Raw genomic sequence first — 16,510 nt, forward strand, 5'->3', positions numbered from 1 at the left:
ACCTGGGTCAACGGGTGAACAATGGTGCAATGTTGGAGTTGTTGCGAGAAGTCGGCGTGGAACTGCCGGGCGGGGCTGGACTGTTGAAGTTCGGGATGACTCCCGGCGAGGTCCTTGAACTGCTGCCGCCCGACAGGGTCACGCACCACCGCCAGTGCATGGGGCTGACCCTGGACCAGTACGCGGAGCTTCGGCACGCGCACGACGCCTGGCTCGGCGGCCTCCTCTTCGAGCCCGAGTGGAACTTCGACGCCGAGCTCGACGGCGTCGTCCTGGGATTCGGGGGCGGCGGGCCCGGAGCCACCGACCGGCTGGCCCGCGTGGAGATCCAGGCGCGCAGGCAGCCGGACGGGCAGGCGGACGGCCCCGAGGCGACACCGGTGGCCTGGGACGACATCGACCTGTTCGGCTATCCCGCCGCCGAGATCGTGGCCGTGCTGCCATGGGCCGGTGCACCGCCCGGCGGCCCGCCCCTCGCCGAGATGGCGGTGGACGAGCTCGGCCTGCGCCTCTCACGGGCGACGCCGACGACGGAGCGCTGGGAGCGCGTGACCCTCGTCGGGCCCGAGTCCGGTGGCTGGGGCTCCTGCTGCGCGGGCGGACTCGTCTGCGCCGAGCAGGGGGACGGCCTCGTGGGGATCATGTACTGAGGGATCTTGTACGGAGGGGTCTTGTACGGGGGGGGTCTTGTACTGACGGCAGCCCCGGGTCGGGCCGATCACGGCCGCGCCCCGCCCGCACCCTCCAACGCCGCCAGAATCCAACTCCGCGACTCCGCGGGGTCGATGACCGCGTCGATCTCCAACGCGGCCGCGGCATTCACCGCCTTGCCGTGCTCGTACAACTCGGCGACATGGGCGTCGAACACCCGCTGCCGCTCCTCGGGATCGGCGATCGCGGCCAGCTCCTTGCGGTAGCCCAGACGGACGGCGCCTTCGAGCCCCATCCCCCCGAACTCGCCGCTGGGCCATGCCGCTGTCGCCACCGGGGCACGCGTGGAGCCGCCCATCATCGCCATCGCGCCGAGCCCGTACGCCTTGCGCAGCACCAGACTCACCAGCGGGACCCGGAGTTGGGCGCCGGTCACGAAGAGCCGGGAGAAGTGCCGCACGGTCGCCGTCCGTTCGGCGTCCGGGCCGACCATGAAACCCGGTGTGTCGCAGAGCGAGACGACGGGCAGCCCGAACGCGTCGCACAGCCGCAGGAAGCGTTCCGCCTTGTCCGCCGCGTCGCGGTCGATCGCCCCGCCCAGGTGCCCGGGGTTGTTGGCCAGCAGCCCCATCGGCCGGCCCTCGACGCGTACGAGAGCGGTGATGATGCCCGCTCCGAAGCCTGCCCTCAGTTCCAGGACCGAGTCGGTGTCGGCCATGCCCTCGATCGCGGCCCGCACGTCGTAGGCGCGGCGCCGGTTCTCCGGGACGGCGTGGCGCAGCAGCCGCGGGTCCGGCGCGTCCCAACTTCCGGCTTTCCCGGGGTCGTAGGTGAAGTAGGCGAGGTACTTCCGTGTCACCCGCACCGCCTCGGCCTCGTCGGCCACCGCGATGTCCACGACGCCGTTGGGCACCTGGACGGAGAGCGGGCCGACCTCCTCGGGGCGGTACACGCCGAGGCCGCCGCCCTCGATCATCGCGGGGCCGCCCATCCCGATGCTCGCCTCCGGCGTCGCGATCACCACGTCGCAGCAGCCGAGCAGGGCCGCGTTGCCCGCGAAGCACCGCCCGGACGCGACGCCCACCAGGGGCACCCGACCGCTCAGCCGCCCCATCTGATGGAACGTCGCCACGTCGAGCCCCGCCACGGACGTCGTGTCGGTGTCGCCGGGGCGCCCGCCGCCGCCCTCCGCGAACAGCACCACGGGCAGCCGCCGCTCCTCGGCGAGCTGGAGCATGCGGTCCGTCTTGCGGTGGTTCTGCAGGCCCTGGGTGCCGGCGAGCACGGTGTAGTCGTACGACATCGCCACGCACCGCACGCCGTCGATCCGCCCCGTGCCGGTGACCATGCCGTCGGCGGGCGTCGATGCGATCAGATCGTCCAGGGAGCGGCGACGGCGCTGGGCGGCGATCGCCAGCGCCCCGTACTCCGTGAACGTGCCGTCGTCGCACAGGTCCTGGATGTTCTCGCGTGCCGTGCGGCGCCCGATGCGGTGGCGCTTGGCGACGGCTTCGGGGCGGTGCTCGTCCAGGCCGAACGCGTGCCGGGCCAGGCTCTCGGCCAGGTCGGGGCGGATGGCGTCCGGGTTCGCGGATTCCTCGGCGTGGGCCGTCGCCGCCTCGCCCGCCGCCGACGCGTCCACCGTCACCAGGGGGTGGCCCTCCGCCGCCGTGTCGCCCACGCGCGCGTGGAGGGCGGTCACGGTTCCGGAGGCCTCCGCACGCAGCACGTGCTCCATCTTCATCGCTTCGAGCACGAGCAACTGCCGCCCTGCCGCGACCTGTTCACCCACCGCCACATCGACCGTGACGACCGTCCCGGTCATGGGGGCGGTGATCGTCGCGTCACCCGGGACCGCCCGCGGCGGCTCGTCGGGCAGCAGCTCCGCGATGTGCTCGGCCACGAAGTCCGTGTGCGCGCCGCCCGCCGTGAAGCCCGGGTGGGCGAGCAGGGCCCGGAGCAGCGGGATTCCGGTGCGTACGCCCTCGACCGCGAAGTCCGCGAGCGCGCGGGACGCGCGTTCGCAGACCGCCGCGAAGTCCCCGTGCGGTGTGTGCGTGATGACCTTCGCGAGCAGGGAGTCGTAACGCGCCCCGATCTCCGCTCCGTTGCGCGCCGCGGCGTCCACGCGCACCCCCCGGCCCGTCGGCACGTCGAAGCGGGTGAGTGTGCCCGTGGAGGGCAGCGCGGTGCCGTCGGGCGCCAGGGACTCGGCGTTGACGCGTGCCTGGAGTGCGTAGCCGCGCGGCTGCGGCGGAGGTCCCGCGAGGCCCAGTGACGCCAGCGAATCGCCTGCGGCGAGGCGCAGTTGGGTCACCACCAGGTCGACGCCCGTGACCTCCTCGGTGACCGTGTGCTCGACCTGGAGGCGCGCATTCGCCTCGATGAAGTGGAACTCCTCGCCCAGTACGAGGAATTCGAAGGTGCCGAGGCCGGTGTAGCCGCACTCGCGAGCCATCCGGAGAGCGGCGGACACGAGCTTCTCCCGTACGTCCGCGGCGAGGCCGGGCGCCGGGGCGATCTCGACGAGCTTCTGGTGGCGGCGCTGGGCACTGCAGTCCCGCTCCCAGAGGTGGGTGACCTCGCCGGTGGTGTCGCCCAGGATCTGGACCTCGATGTGGCGGGCGCCGGTCAGCAGCTCCTCCACGTACAACTCCGCGCGCCCAAACCCCTGCAGGGCCTCCGAGCGGCAGCGCTCCCAGGCGTCCGCGAGCTCGTCCGGACGCCGCACGGCGCGCATGCCGCGCCCGCCACCGCCTCCGATGGCCTTCACCATCACCGCGCCCGAAGGGCCGAGCCCGGAGAGGAAATCGGCGGCCTCGGCCAGGCTCGTCGGCCCCTGTGTGCCCGCCAGGACGGGCACTCCGAGGCGCACGGCGAGCGCACGCGCGCGTGCCTTGTCGCCGAACAGGCCCAGCACTTCGGGGGAGGGTCCCACGAACCGCAGCCCGGCCTGCGCGCACCGCGCCGCGAAGTCCGCGTCCTCGCTGAGGAACCCGTAGCCGGGGTGGACCAGTTCGCACCCCGAGCGCCGGGCCGCGGCGAGCACCGCGCCCGCGTCCAGATAGGCGGCCGGACCCGTGCCGCCCAAAGGCTGTGCCTCATCGGCCAGTTGGACGTGCCGCTCGGCGGCGTCGTCATCGGCGTACACGGCGACGGTGCGCAGTCCGGCATCCGCGGCGGCCTGGAGGACGCGGACGGCGATCTCCCCGCGGTTGGCGACGAGCACGGCGGCAGAACCCATGAAGCCCTCCTGAAGTGTGCGGCGCCGCCATGCTTATTGACATTGGCGTCAACGTCAATAAGCTCGCCGCGTGGCACGACATCAACAGCAGCCCTGGGCGACCCGCACCGCCCGCGACCGCAGCGACGCCCCGGCCCGCGGGCGGCTCCTGGACGCCGCCGAGGCCGTGTTCGCGCGGCGTGGCTACGGCGCGACGACCATCGCCGACATCACGGCGGAGGCGGAGGTCTCCCGGGCGGGCTTCTATGTGTACTTCGCGTCCAAGGAGGAGATCTTCCGCGTCCTCGCGGCGCGCGTACGGGACGCGTTCCTCGCCGCGCAGGACGTGCCGGGCGTCGACCTGGACGACGCGCGCGAGGTCGCCGGGGCGTCCACGGCCGCCTTCATCGCCGCGTACGCCCAACACCTGCCGCTGCTGCGTCTGCTGGAGCAGCAGGCGCAGAACGACGAGGACGTGCGCGCGCTGTGGGAGGAGACCCAGGAGCGCCCGATCCACCGGTCCGCCCGCTACATCCGGCGGCTCGCCGCCGAGGGCAGGGCCCGGCCGGTCGCCGATCCGCTCGCCGTGGCCCGCGCGGTCGGCGGCATGAGCATCCAGTTCGCCCGGCTCACGGCGGCGGACCCGGATGCGTACGACGCGGCCGTGCGCGATGTGACCGCCATGTTCCTGCACCTGCTCGGAGTCGATCCCCAAGGCGGTCCCCAAGGCGGTCCCCAACGCTGAGGAGCCGCTCGCACGCCAGCCTACGTGGTGGAGATCCTCGACGAACCGCCGCTCACGGCGACGGGCAAGATCAGAAGAACGGAACTGACGGAGCGAGCCCGAGCCACAGCTACGGCAACAGCAACAGCAACAGCAACGGCTACGACCGCGACAGAGCAGCCAGGTGGTCCCAAGCCGCCTGCGCCGTGAACTCGGCCTGCCCGCCGCGCAGCAGGAGCCCCGCCGACGCGAACGCCGGCTGGTCGGCGTGGGCGGTGACATAGGGGATGGCGATGCAGCGCATGCCCGCGGCGTGCGCTGCCGTCGCCCCCGGAGCGGCGTCCTCCAGGACCACGCAGTCGGCCGGGTCCGCGCCGAGGAGCGCGGCGGCGGCCAGGAAGACGTCGGGCGCGGGCTTGCCGTGCGCGACCTCGTCGGCCGAGACGAACGTGGTCAGGAGTGCGTCGAGGCCGGTGCCGGAGAGGATCGCCTCGATGGCGGCGCGGGACGACCCGGAGGCCACGGCCATCGGCACCCCCGCACCGTGCAGCCGCTCCACGAACTTCCGCATCTCCGGAAAGACGTGCGTGTCGGCGCGGGCCAGCTCCAGGTAGCGACGGTCGAGCTCCGGGAGCAGTTCGGCCACCGGTACGTCGATCCCGTACCGCTCCTTCCAGATGGCGAGGCTCTCCTGGGTGCTGATGCCTACGAACTGCTCGTTCTCGGCCCAGGTGTAGTCCACTCCGTGCTCGGCGAGCAGCCCGCGCTGTGCCGCGTAGTAATTGGGCTCGCTGTCCACGAGAGTGCCGTCGAGATCGAAGATGACCGAGGTCTTGCCGAGGGTGCTCATGCCCTCCAGCATGCCAAAGCCGCAGCTCACCGCTGCACGGCGGAGGCGGGGGCGGAGGCAGAGGCCGAGGCCTTCCCGATCGACTCGACGAGCGGCAGCAGCCGGTGCGGGACGCGCTCGCGCAGAGCCATCTCCGTACGGGTACGGACCACACCCGGCATCTGGATCAGCTGCTGGACCACGTCCTCCAGGTGCCCGTTGTCCCGGGCGACCACGCGGGTCAGGAGATCACCACCACCGGTGATGGAAAAGGCCTCGATGATCTCCGGCACGGCAGCAAGAGCGTCCCCCACTTCATCGAGATGCCCCTGGGTGACCTCGATGTGCACGAAGGCAAGCACCGGATGCCCGAGCGCGGCAGGCGACAGCGAAGGCCCCGTCCCGGTGATCACCCCGTCCCGCTCAAGCCGATCGAGCCGCGCCTGAAGGGTGCCACGGGCAATGCCGAGCACACGCGCGTACTCACGGACGCTGGTGCGGGGCTGCTCCAGGAGGAGACGCAGAATGCGGGTGTCGAGTTCGTCGACGGCCATGGCGCGGGTCTCCCGGGTGCAAGGGGGATGAACCTGGCGACTGTACCAATGGGAGAGGGCGGGCAGCCTCAAGGAGAACGGTCTGACCTGCGCATACTGAAGCGGCCCTCAGCTCCCCTCCAGCTCCCGGCCCCACAGCTCAGACGGCGCCGTCCCTCCGCTGGAGCGCCCGCACCGCCTCGATCAGAGCCGTGACCCCCTGTTCGACCTTGGTTCGTGGGCAGCCGGCGTTCAGGCGTAGGTGGCCGGGGGAGTCGTATGTCGTGCCGGGCATGATCGCTGTCTTTTGGGTTTCGATCAGTTCGCGTTGTAGGGCCTCGTCGTCGATGTTCAAGGGGCGTATGTCGATCCAGGCCAGGTAGCCCGCCTGGGGTGGGGTCCACGTCAGGGGTGGGAACGCCGTGTTCAGGCGGTCGGCCACCAGGTGGAGGTTGCCGCGCAGGTACGTGCCCAGGGAGTCCAGCCACGGGGCTCCCTCTCGGTACGCCGCTATGTGGCCCACCAGGGAAAGCACCGCCGGGGACGACAGGCCGTCCGCCTCCTTGAGGTGGTGGAGGTACGCGTCGCGTGTCGTGGGGTCGCCGATGATGCCGTAACTGCCCGTCAGGGCAGGGATGTTGAAGGACTTCGACGCCGATGTCACGATCGCCCAGCGGTCGCCCCGGCCGCCGTGCAGGGCCCAGGGGCGGTGGACATGCGGCGGGTGCGCGAGGTCCGAGTGGATCTCGTCGCTGATCACCGCCACGCCGTACCGCGCGCACAGGGCCGCGACGCGGTCCAGCTCTCCTTCCGTCCACACATGCCCCGTGGGGTTGTGGGGCGAGCACAGCAGCAGTACCGCCGTGTCCGGGAGGGCGAGGAGCCGCTCCAGCTCCGTCCAGTCGTCGAGCGGGCAGCCCAGCAGGCGGCGTTCGTTGGCGGCGATGGTCTTGGGGAAGGCGTCGTACGCCGGTGTGTGGACCACGACCCCGTCGCCGGGGCGTGACCACAGGCGCAGGAGCCGGGCGACCTGGTAGATCACGGACGGGCCGTAGACGATCGACTCCGGGTCCACCTCGGTCGCGTGGCGTGTGCCGTACCAGTCGACGATCGCGGAGAGGAAGTCGGCCTGGCGCCAGCGGGAGTAACCGAGCACGCCGTGGTCGAGCCGGCCGCGGAGCGCCGCGAGGACCGCGGGCGCCGTCTCGAAGTCCATGTCCGAGATGGTGAAGGGCAGCAGGTCCGGGACGCCGAAGCGGTCCTCCACGTAGTCCCACTGCGTGCACCACGTGCCGTGCCGGTCGACCGGAGTGTCGAAATCGAAGGAGTGCCCCATCGCTCAGCCCACCCGCGTCAACGACGCGATGGCGTCCTTCACCGACTGCACCTGCGGGCCGATGATGACCTGCACGTTGTGCGCGTCGAGCTTGATGACGCCCACCGCGCCGAGCTTCTTCAGGCGCGGCTCGTCGACCTGTTCGGCGTCCGCGACCGTCATGCGCAGGCGGGTGATGCAGTTGTCGAGGGACTGGATGTTCCCGGCGCCGCCGATCGCCTCCAGGATCGCCACGGCGTCGTACTTCCCCGCGATCAGTTCGCGCGGAGCCGCGGCCTCGTCCTGGGACGACGACTCCTCCTCGGTCCCCTCAGGGGCAGGCTCGTCGCGGCCCGGCGTCTTGAGGTCGAAGCGGGTGATGGCCCAGCGGAAGAGGAAGTAGTAGACGGCGAACCACACCGCGGCGATGACCGGTATCAGGTACCACTTCGTGGTCGTGCCCTGGAGGACGCCGAAGACGAGCCAGTCGATGACGTTGCCGTCGGTGTTGCCGATGAACACCCCGAGGACGGCCGCCGTCAGGAAGCCGAGGCCGACCAGGACCGCGTGGATCAGGTACAGCCACGGGGCGATGAACAGGAACAGGAACTCCAGCGGTTCGGTGATGCCGCCGACGACGCACGCGACGACGCCGGAGATCAGGAGGGCCTTGATCTCGGGGCGCATCTTCTTGTTCGCGCAGTGGTACATCGCCAGGGCCGCGCCCGGCAGCCCGCCGAGGTAGACCGCCATCTTGCCCTGGGACAGGAAGTGGGTGGCGCTGGTGACCGCGTCACCGGGCGGGTTCGCGCAGTTGAGCTGCGCGTAGAAGAGGTTCAGCGCGCCGGAGACCTGATCGCCGCAGACCGCGCCCGAACCGCCCACGTCGGTGAAGCGGAACATCGCCACGAGGATGTGGTGCAGGCCGATCGGACGGAGCAGCACCTCGCCCATGCCGAAGAAGAACGGGCCGAAGACACCCGCGTGACCGATCGCGCGCCCCAGATCCGTGATCCAGCCGTTGAACGTCGGCCACACCAGCGGGATCAGCAGGCCTAGCAGGCTGAGTACGAGCGTCGAGATGATCGGAACGAACCGCAGGCCGCCGAAAAAGGCGAGCGCGTCCGGCATCCGCTGAGCACGAAACCGCTGGTGGAGCACGCTGACAACGATGCCAACAGCGACGGCGCCGAGCAGTCCCGTATCGATGGACTGGATGCCGATGACGTCGGCGATGCCGTAGTGGGCGATGGCCTTCTCGTCCTCGAGGTCCACGCCCTTGGCGGTGAGGTAGAAGTTCACCGCCAGGTTCATCGCGGCGAACCCGACGAAGCCGGAGAAGGCCGCGACGCCCTTGTCCTCGCGGGCGAGGCCCAGCGGGATGGCTATCGCGAACATCACCGGGAGGAACTTGAAGGCGACGAGGCCCGTACTGGCCATCCACGTGAAGACGAGGTGGAAGCCATCGCCCTGGAGGAAGGTGAGGTTGTCGGTGACGGCGTCGCTGGAGAGCGACGAGCCGATGCCCAGCATGATGCCGCAGAACGCGAGCAGGGCCACCGGGAGCATGAACGTCTTGCCGAGGCCCTGGAGGAACTCCCAGAGCGCGGACTTGGTCTTCTGCATGTGTGGGGGTCTTTCGGGCCTGAGCGGAGACGTGCGATGACCGGCCCACGGGCGCGCGGGCCAGGACGGTGGCCGGTCACATGCTGCACACAGGGATCGCCTGCCGATCAGCGTGGCTGGTCCGACGATCCACGCCGAAGGTCGATCGATCCGCCCGGACGGATGAGATCACAGCAGTTCGGGGGCTGTCCATGGGGGAGGAGCGGCTCAGGACCTAAGTCCCGGCCGCGCCCTCACCTGTAACGGGCCCCGCTCGCACGCCGCCTCATCCGTAGGCGGCCTCGCCTCATCCGTACGCCCGCCTCACCCGCGCCCGCCGCCTCACGCGTCCCGCATCCGCAGCACCGCCCCGCCCGCGAGAAGCGCCGCGCCCGCGTACGCGGCGAGCACCCCGATCCCCGCCCACGGCCCGATCGGCAGCTGGTCCAGATCGAGCGTCGACTGGATCGCCAGCCCGGCCGTCGCGGGCGCCGCACGCCGGGCGTACTCCTGCCAGTCGGGATCGGCGAGCAGCCCCGCCAGGAGCGGAAAGGCGTAGAAGAGGCCGAGGACCGCGGTGACGGCACCGGCCGTGTCGCGCAGCGCGGTGGCCACGCCCAGGCCGATCAGGGCGGCCAGCGTGAGGTAGAGGACCGTGCCGGCGGCCGCGCGCAGGGTCGGACCCTCCGCGAGGCCCGGTGTCGCGAAGCCGTCGGCGGCCAGCAGCATCCGTCCCGCCAGGAGGGAGCCGAGCACCCCGACGGCACTGGCCGCCGCGGTCAGGGCACACAGCACCAGGGCCTTCGCGGCCAGCAGCCGCACCCTGCCCGGCTCCGTCGTCAGCGTCGTACGGATGGTGCCCGTGCCGTACTCGCCGCTCATCGTGAGCACCGCCAGGACGACGACGGCGCCCTGGCCGAGCCAGACCCCGGTGAGGCTGAGCTTCACGGTGTCCTCGTGGCAGTCGGCAGGGACCGGGCAGTCCCCGGCGGTCAGCGACGCGGCGGTGGCCGCGCCCGCGAGGACGGTCAGGGCCACCACGGCGAACAGGAGCCACCAAGTGCTGGGCAGGGTACGGAGTTTGGTCCACTCGGCATGGATGGTGCCGAGCGCGCGTCCCTCGGGTGCGCGCACACCGCGGCCGCCCTTCACGCGTCCCGCTTCCGGACGCGCCACACCGCGACGCCGAGCGTCACGACGGCGTACGCGGCCAGCGTCGCGAAGCCGGTCCACGCGCCCTGCGGATAGCAGCCGTCCTCCGGGAGGCACAGGCTCGCCACCTGGTCGTGGCGCGGAGTCGTCTCCTGGATCGCGAACCCCGCGACGGGCGTGAGCCGTTGCAGCCACTGCGACAGGCCGAGCGGCAGCATGCTGACCAGGATCAGCGGCAGCACGATCACCACGACGACGGTGGTGATCGCGGCGGCGGTGTTGCGCAGCAGCGCGCCCAGCGCCAGGGCGAGCACGGCGATCAGGGCCAGTAGGGCAGCGGTGCCGAACACCGCGCGCAGGACGGGGCCGTCGGTCAGCGAGAAGTCGGGGAACCGCGGCGGCTCGTGACCGTTCGCCCGCAGCACCGGCATGCTGAGCAGGTACGAGGCGAGCGACGCGACGAGCCCGGCGGCGAAGGCCACCGCGCCGATCACCACGGCCTTGGCGACCAGCACCCGGCCGCGCCGCGGACTGGCCACGAACGTCGTGCGGATCATGCCGCGCCGGTACTCGGCGGTGATGAACAGGACGCCGAGCGCGGCGATCAGGACGAGGCCGAGCTGCGAGCCGTTCAGGGCGGTCGCGACGAGGTCGGGCTGCACGGGGGCGCCGGGGGCGATGTCGCCGGAGCCGGTCAGCGTGAACGTCCCGCCGGTGCGGACCAGTTCACCCTGCTCGCCCTTGCCCTGACCGCCGCCGCCCTGGCCGATGTCGGTCCGCTTCCAGTCGGCGCCGCTCTTCGCGCCCTTGACCGTCACCTCGTCGAAGCGCGCGGTCGAGCGCGACGGGCGGTCGTCGATCGAGACGTTGCCGAACTGGCGTTGCATGGACTGCACGTTGGGCGACGCCACGAAGAGGCCGACCGGGACAGCGCCCGTGGCCGTGCCGATTCCGGCCGTGCCGATCTTCCTCCAGTCGCGGCCGTCGTCCGACGCGTACGCCGTGACGGTGGCGCCCGCCCGGGTCAGCCGCAGCCAGTGCGGCGTGTCGGCGGACGCGTCGCCCCCCGCGACGTCGCGGGTGAAGTCGCTCTGGAAGCGGACCCCGTGCCCCGGGGTGACCATCAGCGCCGCGTAGTCGGAGCCGCTCTCGGTGTTCTCCTTGACGAGCACCCCGGCCTTGGCCCACTCGGGCGCCCGGTCGGGGCCCGCGCCGGTGGGTCCTGTCACCCGCGCCGTGACGCTGCCGTCGGCGGGGAGCGTGCGGTGCACGAAGGTGAAGTCGTCACGGACGTGCCTGGCCGGGCGGTCGGCCGCGGACGAACCGCCGCCTCCCTCGACCTGGAGGCCCGAACTGGACGCGGAGAACAGGGAGATCAGTACGGTCACCACGACCGCGGCCAGCAGGGTGAGGCCCCAGCGGCGCACCGTACGCAGTTTGGTCCACTCCGCGCGCAGGAGCTGCGGGAAGCCGTCGCGCCCGACCACGACCGTGCCGGGGCGGCGAGGGGGTGTCGCCGTGGTCGTCATCGGGTGCCCTCCCCGACCGGGTGCTCGGCGGCGAACTCCGCCTCGTTCCTGGTCAGTTCCATGTACGCCTCTTCGAGCGTGGCGCGGTGCGCGGCGACCCCCGAGAAGGCGACACCGGCGCCGCCGAGCAGTTCCACGACCCGTCCCGCCTCAAGACGGGAGACGGTGAGCGTGTCGCGGCCGGTGGCCGCGACACTGGCCCCGGCGCCCGCGAGGACGGTCATCGCCGTCGTGCGTTCGGCCGTCCGCACCTCGACGCGGTCGCCCGACGCGGCGGCGAGCAGCTCTCGTACGCTCGTGTCGGCGATGACGCGCCCGCGCCCGACGACCACCAAGTGGTCGGCCGTGTCCTCCAGTTCACTCATCAGGTGACTGGAGACGAGCACGGCGCGGCCCTCGGCGGCCAGGGACTTCAGGAAGCCGCGAATCCACCGGATGCCTTCCGGGTCGAGCCCGTTGACGGGTTCGTCGAAGAGCAGCACGGGCGGATCGCCGAGCAGCGCCGCCGCGATGCCGAGGCGCTGCCGCATGCCGAGCGAGTACCCGCCCGCCCTGCGCCGGGCGGCCTGCCCGAGCCCGACGAGGTCGACGACCTCGTCCACCCGCCGCACCGGAAGACGGTGCGAGTGCGCCATCCACAGGAGGTGATCGCGTCCGCGGCGGCTGGGGTGCACGGCCGCCGCGTCGAGCAGCGACCCCACTTCGAGCAAGGGCGTACGCAACTCGCGGTAGGGGCGCCCGCCGATGAGGGCGGTGCCCTCGTCGGCGGAGTCCAGGCCGAGGACGATGCGCATGGTGGTCGACTTGCCGGCGCCGTTGGGGCCGACGAAGCCCGTGACCTGACCCGGAGCGACGGTGAAGGAGAGGCCGTCGACCGCGGTGACCGATCCGAACCGCTTGCGCAGCCCGCGTACTTCGATGGTCGCTTCGCCGCCATCGGCTGTTGCTGTGATGCCATCCATGAGAAGGGAGGCTAGGGACGCCGTGCCCGCAGGTCGTCACGCCGGGGAGCCGTCTTCGTATCCCTCACGTGAGGGACTCCGCCGGGCGCCGGGCCGGTGACAATGACACGTGTGAGGGAGAAATCTTCCAGAGCGGGCTTCCGGCGCGGCATGCCCGGCTTCGGGCGCGGCGTGGCGCGCGGCCGCATCGCGCACCGCCCCGAGTCTCCGGTCGCGGCAGCGGCGCTCCTGGCGCTCGGGGCCGTGAGCGAGGTGCTGCTGCGGGCGGACGGCGATGTTCCGCTCCCGCTGGCCCTGTCGCTCGCGCTGGGGACGACGGTGCCGGTCGCGGTGCTCGCGGGCGGCGACCGCATGGCGCAGCCCTCTGCTGGGCAGCACCCCTTCGGCGCCTCAAGGATCTCCCGTGGCTACTTCGCCGCCGCGGTCGTCCTCGCCGGTCTGGCGGGCATGCTCTCCCTCGCGCCGTTCCACGTCCTGACCGGTGCCGGGCTGTGCGCGCTGCTCGTCGCGCTCCACCAGGCCGGGCGCCGGGGCCTGAAGTACGTGGCCGTCCTTCTCCCCCTGCCCTTCATCGCGTACGCGGTCTCCGTGCCCGCGGGATCGGATGCGGGGGAGCGGTTCCTGACCGTCCTCGCCGCGGTGGGCGCCGCCGTCGCCGCCGGTACCGGTCTTGCCCGCAGCGCGCGGGACACCGCCCTGGTGAACAGCGCGACCGAGCAGGCCGTCGCGGACACCCTCCTGGAACACGTCGCGCGCGGCGAACGGGCCAGGATCGCGCGCGAGTTGCACGACGTGGTCGCCCACCACATCTCCATGATCGCGGTACAGGCCGAGACCGCCCGGCTGACCACCCCGGGCCTGCCCGCCGTCGGCGCCGAGCGCTTCCTGGCCATCGGCGACACCGCGCGCATGGCCCTGACCGAGATGCGCAGGCTGCTCGGCGTGCTGCGCGAGGACGCGGGCGGCGGCACGACGCCGGACCGCCGCCCGCAGCCGGGCCTCGAACAGCTCGGTGAACTCGTCGACGAGGCACGCGACGCGTCGGCGGCGGCCGTGCGCCTCATCGTCGAGGGCCCGGTACGCCCCCTGGACCCCGGCCTCGAACTCACCGCGTACCGCATCGTGCAGGAGGCCCTCACCAACACCCGCCGCCACGCGCCGGGCGCCGCCGTGGACGTCGAACTCCGTTACACCCAGGACGCGTTGCGCCTGCGCGTGCGCGACAACGGCCCCAGTCCGCACACGTCGAAGAACCTCGACGCGGGGCACGGCCTGGTCGGCATGCGGGAGCGGGCCGCGATGGTCGGCGGCGAGCTGCGTGCGGGCCCGGCGCGGCGCGGCGGATTCCTCATCGAGGCGACGTTCCCGGCGCCGGTGCGGGAGCATGCCGCATGAGCACCCCCAGCCCCTCTGCGCTGCGCCTCGTCATCGCCGACGACCACGAGGTCGTACGCGCCGGATACGCCGGACTCCTCGCCACCCAGCCCGACTTCACGGTCGTGGGCACGGCGGCCGACGGCGCGCGGGCGGTCGAGCTCTGCCGGGAGCTGCTGCCCGACCTGGTCCTGATGGACGTCCGCATGCCGGTGATGGACGGCATCGAGGCGACCGGGCGGCTCGCCGGGACCGGCACGCGCGTGCTGATCCTGACCACCTTCGACCTGGACGAGCACGTGTACGACGCGCTGAGCGCGGGCGCCGCCGGGTTCCTGCTCAAGGACGTGACGGCGGAGCGCCTCTTCGACGCGGTGCGGGTGGTGGCCGCCGGCGAGGGGCTGCTCGCCCCCACCGTGACCCGCCGCCTCATCGCGGAGTTCGCCCGCCTCAGGCCGGGCCCGCCCGTGGGGCCCGCCGCCCGCCTCGACGCGCTCACCCCGCGCGAGACCGAGGTGCTGCGGCTGATCGCGGAGGGCCTGTCCAACCCGGAGATCGCCGGGCGGCTGCACGTCAGCGAGGAGACCGTGAAGACCCACGTGAGCCGGGTGCTCGCCAAACTCGGGCTGCGGGACCGCACGCAGGCGGTGGTCGCCGCGTACGAGTCGGGTCTCGTGGTGCCCGGGGCGGGGGCCTGAGCCCAGGCCCGACGGGCCCGTCCGCCGTACAATGGAAGGGCGGCAATGTGCACGACGGCGTGACTCGATCATGAACGCACGCATCGAGGACTACGCCCTCATAGGTGACCTGGAATCCGCTGCCATGCTCGGCAGGGACGGGTCGATCGACTGGCTCTGCCTGCCGCGCTTCGACTCACCGGCCTGTTTCGCCGCACTGCTCGGCACGCGGGAGCACGGCTTCTGGCGCGTCTCCCCCGTAGGCGCTGGACCGTGCGCCCGGCGGGCCTATCGCCAGGACACCCTGATCGTGGACTCCCGCTGGGAGGGCCCGACCGGTGCCGTGCGCGTCACGGACTTCATGCCGCCCCGCGCACATCTGCCCTGCGTCGTGCGCGTCGTCGAGGGCCTGTCCGGCGCCGTGGCCATGCGCAGCGAACTGCGGCCGCGCTTCAACCAGGGCCGCATCGTGCCGTGGGTGCGCGCCCAGGAGCACTGCACGGTCGCCGTGGCCGGTCCCGATTCCCTCTGGCTGAGCGCCGACGGCCCGATGGAGATACGCGGCGTGGACACCACCCCGGACTCCACCACCCCGGACTCCACCGACCCGAACCCCACCGTCCTGGACTTCACCGTCACGGCGGGTCAGCGCCTGACCCTCCAGCTGGTGTGGGCGCCCTCGCATCTGACCGATCCGCCCGCGCCCCTGAGCGTCCCGGCCGAGACGGCCCTGAAGGCGACCGGCGACTTCTGGCGCCGCTGGACGGCCCAGTGCCGCTACCAAGGTCCCTGGCGGGAGGCCGTCACCCGCTCGCTGATCACGCTGAAGGCCCTCACCTACGCGCCCACCGGCGGCATCGTCGCCGCGCCGACCACCTCGCTCCCCGAGTGCGTCGGTGGCGAGCGCAACTGGGACTACCGCTTCTGCTGGCTGCGCGACTCCACGCTGACCCTCTCCGCCCTGCTGCGCAGCGGCTACCGCGAGGAGGCCACGGCCTGGCTCGACTGGCTGGTGCGTGCCGTCGCGGGGGACCCCGCCGATCTACAGGCGGTGTACGGAGTGGGGGGCCAGCGGCGGCTGCCGGAGGCCGAGGCGCCCTGGCTGCCCGGCTACGAGGGGTCGCGGCCCGTACGGTTGGGGAACGCGGCGGTCGGACAGTTCCAGCTCGACGTGTACGGTGAGGTGCTCGACACGCTCTACTTGTCGCTGCGGGCGGGGATTCCGATGCAGCCCCATCTGTGGAGCCTGGTGAAATCCCTGATGGGCCATCTGCGGGAGCACTGGCGCGAACCCGATCAGGGACTGTGGCAAGTCCGGTGCGCCAGGCGGCAGTTCGTCCACTCCAAGGTCATGTCGTGGGTCGCAGCCGACCGTGCCCTGCGGATGGGCGAACTGCTGGGCAGGAACGAGTCCGCGGGGGAGTGGCGCGCCATGCGGGACGCGGTGCACCAGGAGGTGTGCCGTGAGGGGTGGGACGCCGGGCGGCGGTCGTTCGTGCAGTCCTACGGATCGCCCGCCCTGGACGCGTCGGCCCTGCTGATCCCCAAGGTCGGCTTCCTGCCCGCGGGCGACCCGCGCGTGCGCGACACCGTCCGGGCGATGCGAGCCCTGGACCACCACGGATTCGTGCGCAGGTACGCGCACGAGGGCCCGGGCAGGCACGGCGTGGACGGCATGCGCGGATCGGAGGGCACGTTCGTGGCGTGCTCCCTCTGGTACGCCGACGCGCTGGCGGCGACCGGCGACCTCCGGCAGGCGCGCGAGACCTTCGAGCGCGTCCTGGACGTACGCAACGACGTGGGCCTGCTCGCGGAACAGTGGGACCCGCGAGACCGGCGCCAACTGGGCAACGCCCCCCAGGCGTTCAGCCACATCGCGCTGGTGGAGACGGCGTTCGCACTGCGGGAGGCGGGCGCCTGAGGCCCCAGGAGGCGG

General features: G+C 72.2%; 13 protein-coding genes. 5 read left to right on the forward strand and 8 right to left on the reverse strand.

All coding sequences use genetic code 11. The annotated features are described in order from the left end of the window. The first annotated feature begins 29 nt into the window (after window positions 1–29). Window positions 30–650: a hypothetical protein gene (locus ACIGXX_RS39310; protein ID WP_361472151.1), complete on the forward strand. Its 621-nt coding sequence runs from the start codon at window positions 30–32 to the stop codon at window positions 648–650. A gap of 68 nt (window positions 651–718) precedes the next feature. On the opposite strand, the gene ACIGXX_RS39315 is transcribed toward ACIGXX_RS39310, so the two are convergent. Continuing rightward, on the reverse strand, window positions 719–3,895 hold the full coding sequence (locus ACIGXX_RS39315; RefSeq protein WP_399983267.1) for a carboxyl transferase domain-containing protein: 3,177 nt from the start codon (window positions 3,893–3,895) through the stop codon (window positions 719–721). Window positions 3,896–3,965: 70 nt separating this feature from the next. Between ACIGXX_RS39315 and ACIGXX_RS39320 the strand changes: the two genes are divergently transcribed. Next, window positions 3,966–4,619 carry a TetR/AcrR family transcriptional regulator gene (locus tag ACIGXX_RS39320; protein ID WP_361472145.1) on the forward strand — a complete coding sequence of 218 codons (654 nt, stop codon included), beginning with the start codon at window positions 3,966–3,968 and terminating at the stop codon, window positions 4,617–4,619. A gap of 139 nt (window positions 4,620–4,758) precedes the next feature. Here the strand turns inward: ACIGXX_RS39320 and ACIGXX_RS39325 are convergent, their stop codons facing one another. From ACIGXX_RS39325 to ACIGXX_RS39355, 7 genes are all read right to left on the reverse strand, one after another. Continuing rightward, window positions 4,759–5,448: an HAD family phosphatase gene (locus ACIGXX_RS39325; RefSeq protein ID WP_351172340.1), complete on the reverse strand. Its 690-nt coding sequence runs from the start codon at window positions 5,446–5,448 to the stop codon at window positions 4,759–4,761. 26 nt (window positions 5,449–5,474) lie between these two features. After that, window positions 5,475–5,981, reverse strand: a complete 507-nt coding sequence (locus ACIGXX_RS39330) for an Lrp/AsnC family transcriptional regulator (protein ID WP_351172343.1) — start codon at window positions 5,979–5,981, stop codon at window positions 5,475–5,477. Window positions 5,982–6,120: 139 nt separating this feature from the next. Beyond that, complete coding sequence (locus tag ACIGXX_RS39335) at window positions 6,121–7,296, reverse strand: MalY/PatB family protein (protein WP_351172346.1); 1,176 nt, start codon at window positions 7,294–7,296, stop codon at window positions 6,121–6,123. Between the two features lie 3 nt (window positions 7,297–7,299). Continuing rightward, on the reverse strand, window positions 7,300–8,901 hold the full coding sequence (gene malX, locus ACIGXX_RS39340; RefSeq protein WP_361472140.1) for a maltose/glucose-specific PTS transporter subunit IIBC: 1,602 nt from the start codon (window positions 8,899–8,901) through the stop codon (window positions 7,300–7,302). A gap of 321 nt (window positions 8,902–9,222) precedes the next feature. Continuing rightward, on the reverse strand, window positions 9,223–10,014 hold the full coding sequence (locus ACIGXX_RS39345) for an ABC transporter permease (RefSeq protein WP_361472137.1): 792 nt from the start codon (window positions 10,012–10,014) through the stop codon (window positions 9,223–9,225). A gap of 14 nt (window positions 10,015–10,028) precedes the next feature. Further along, window positions 10,029–11,561 (reverse strand): ABC transporter permease subunit, encoded by a 1,533-nt coding sequence (locus ACIGXX_RS39350; RefSeq protein WP_361472134.1) that lies wholly within the window; start codon window positions 11,559–11,561, stop codon window positions 10,029–10,031. Continuing rightward, window positions 11,558–12,523: an ABC transporter ATP-binding protein gene (locus ACIGXX_RS39355; RefSeq protein ID WP_383825397.1), complete on the reverse strand. Its 966-nt coding sequence runs from the start codon at window positions 12,521–12,523 to the stop codon at window positions 11,558–11,560. Before ACIGXX_RS39355 ends, ACIGXX_RS39350 begins: the two co-directional genes overlap by 4 nt. A gap of 150 nt (window positions 12,524–12,673) precedes the next feature. Here ACIGXX_RS39355 and ACIGXX_RS39360 point away from each other — a divergent pair, with 150 nt between their 5' ends. From ACIGXX_RS39360 to ACIGXX_RS39370, 3 genes are all read left to right on the forward strand, one after another. Beyond that, a complete protein-coding gene (locus ACIGXX_RS39360) occupies window positions 12,674–13,918 on the forward strand; it encodes a sensor histidine kinase (protein ID WP_399983460.1) in 1,245 nt (414 codons plus the stop codon). Beyond that, complete coding sequence (locus tag ACIGXX_RS39365; protein WP_399983276.1) at window positions 13,915–14,595, forward strand: response regulator; 681 nt, start codon at window positions 13,915–13,917, stop codon at window positions 14,593–14,595. The genes ACIGXX_RS39360 and ACIGXX_RS39365 overlap by 4 nt, the downstream gene beginning before the upstream one ends. Before the next feature lie 70 nt (window positions 14,596–14,665). Beyond that, window positions 14,666–16,495 (forward strand): glycoside hydrolase family 15 protein, encoded by a 1,830-nt coding sequence (locus tag ACIGXX_RS39370; protein WP_399983280.1) that lies wholly within the window; start codon window positions 14,666–14,668, stop codon window positions 16,493–16,495. Window positions 16,496–16,510: the final 15 nt, after the last annotated feature.

The sequence above is a fragment of the Streptomyces sp. NPDC055243 genome (genome assembly GCF_044544025.1).
GTDB lineage: Bacteria > Actinomycetota > Actinomycetes > Streptomycetales > Streptomycetaceae > Streptomyces.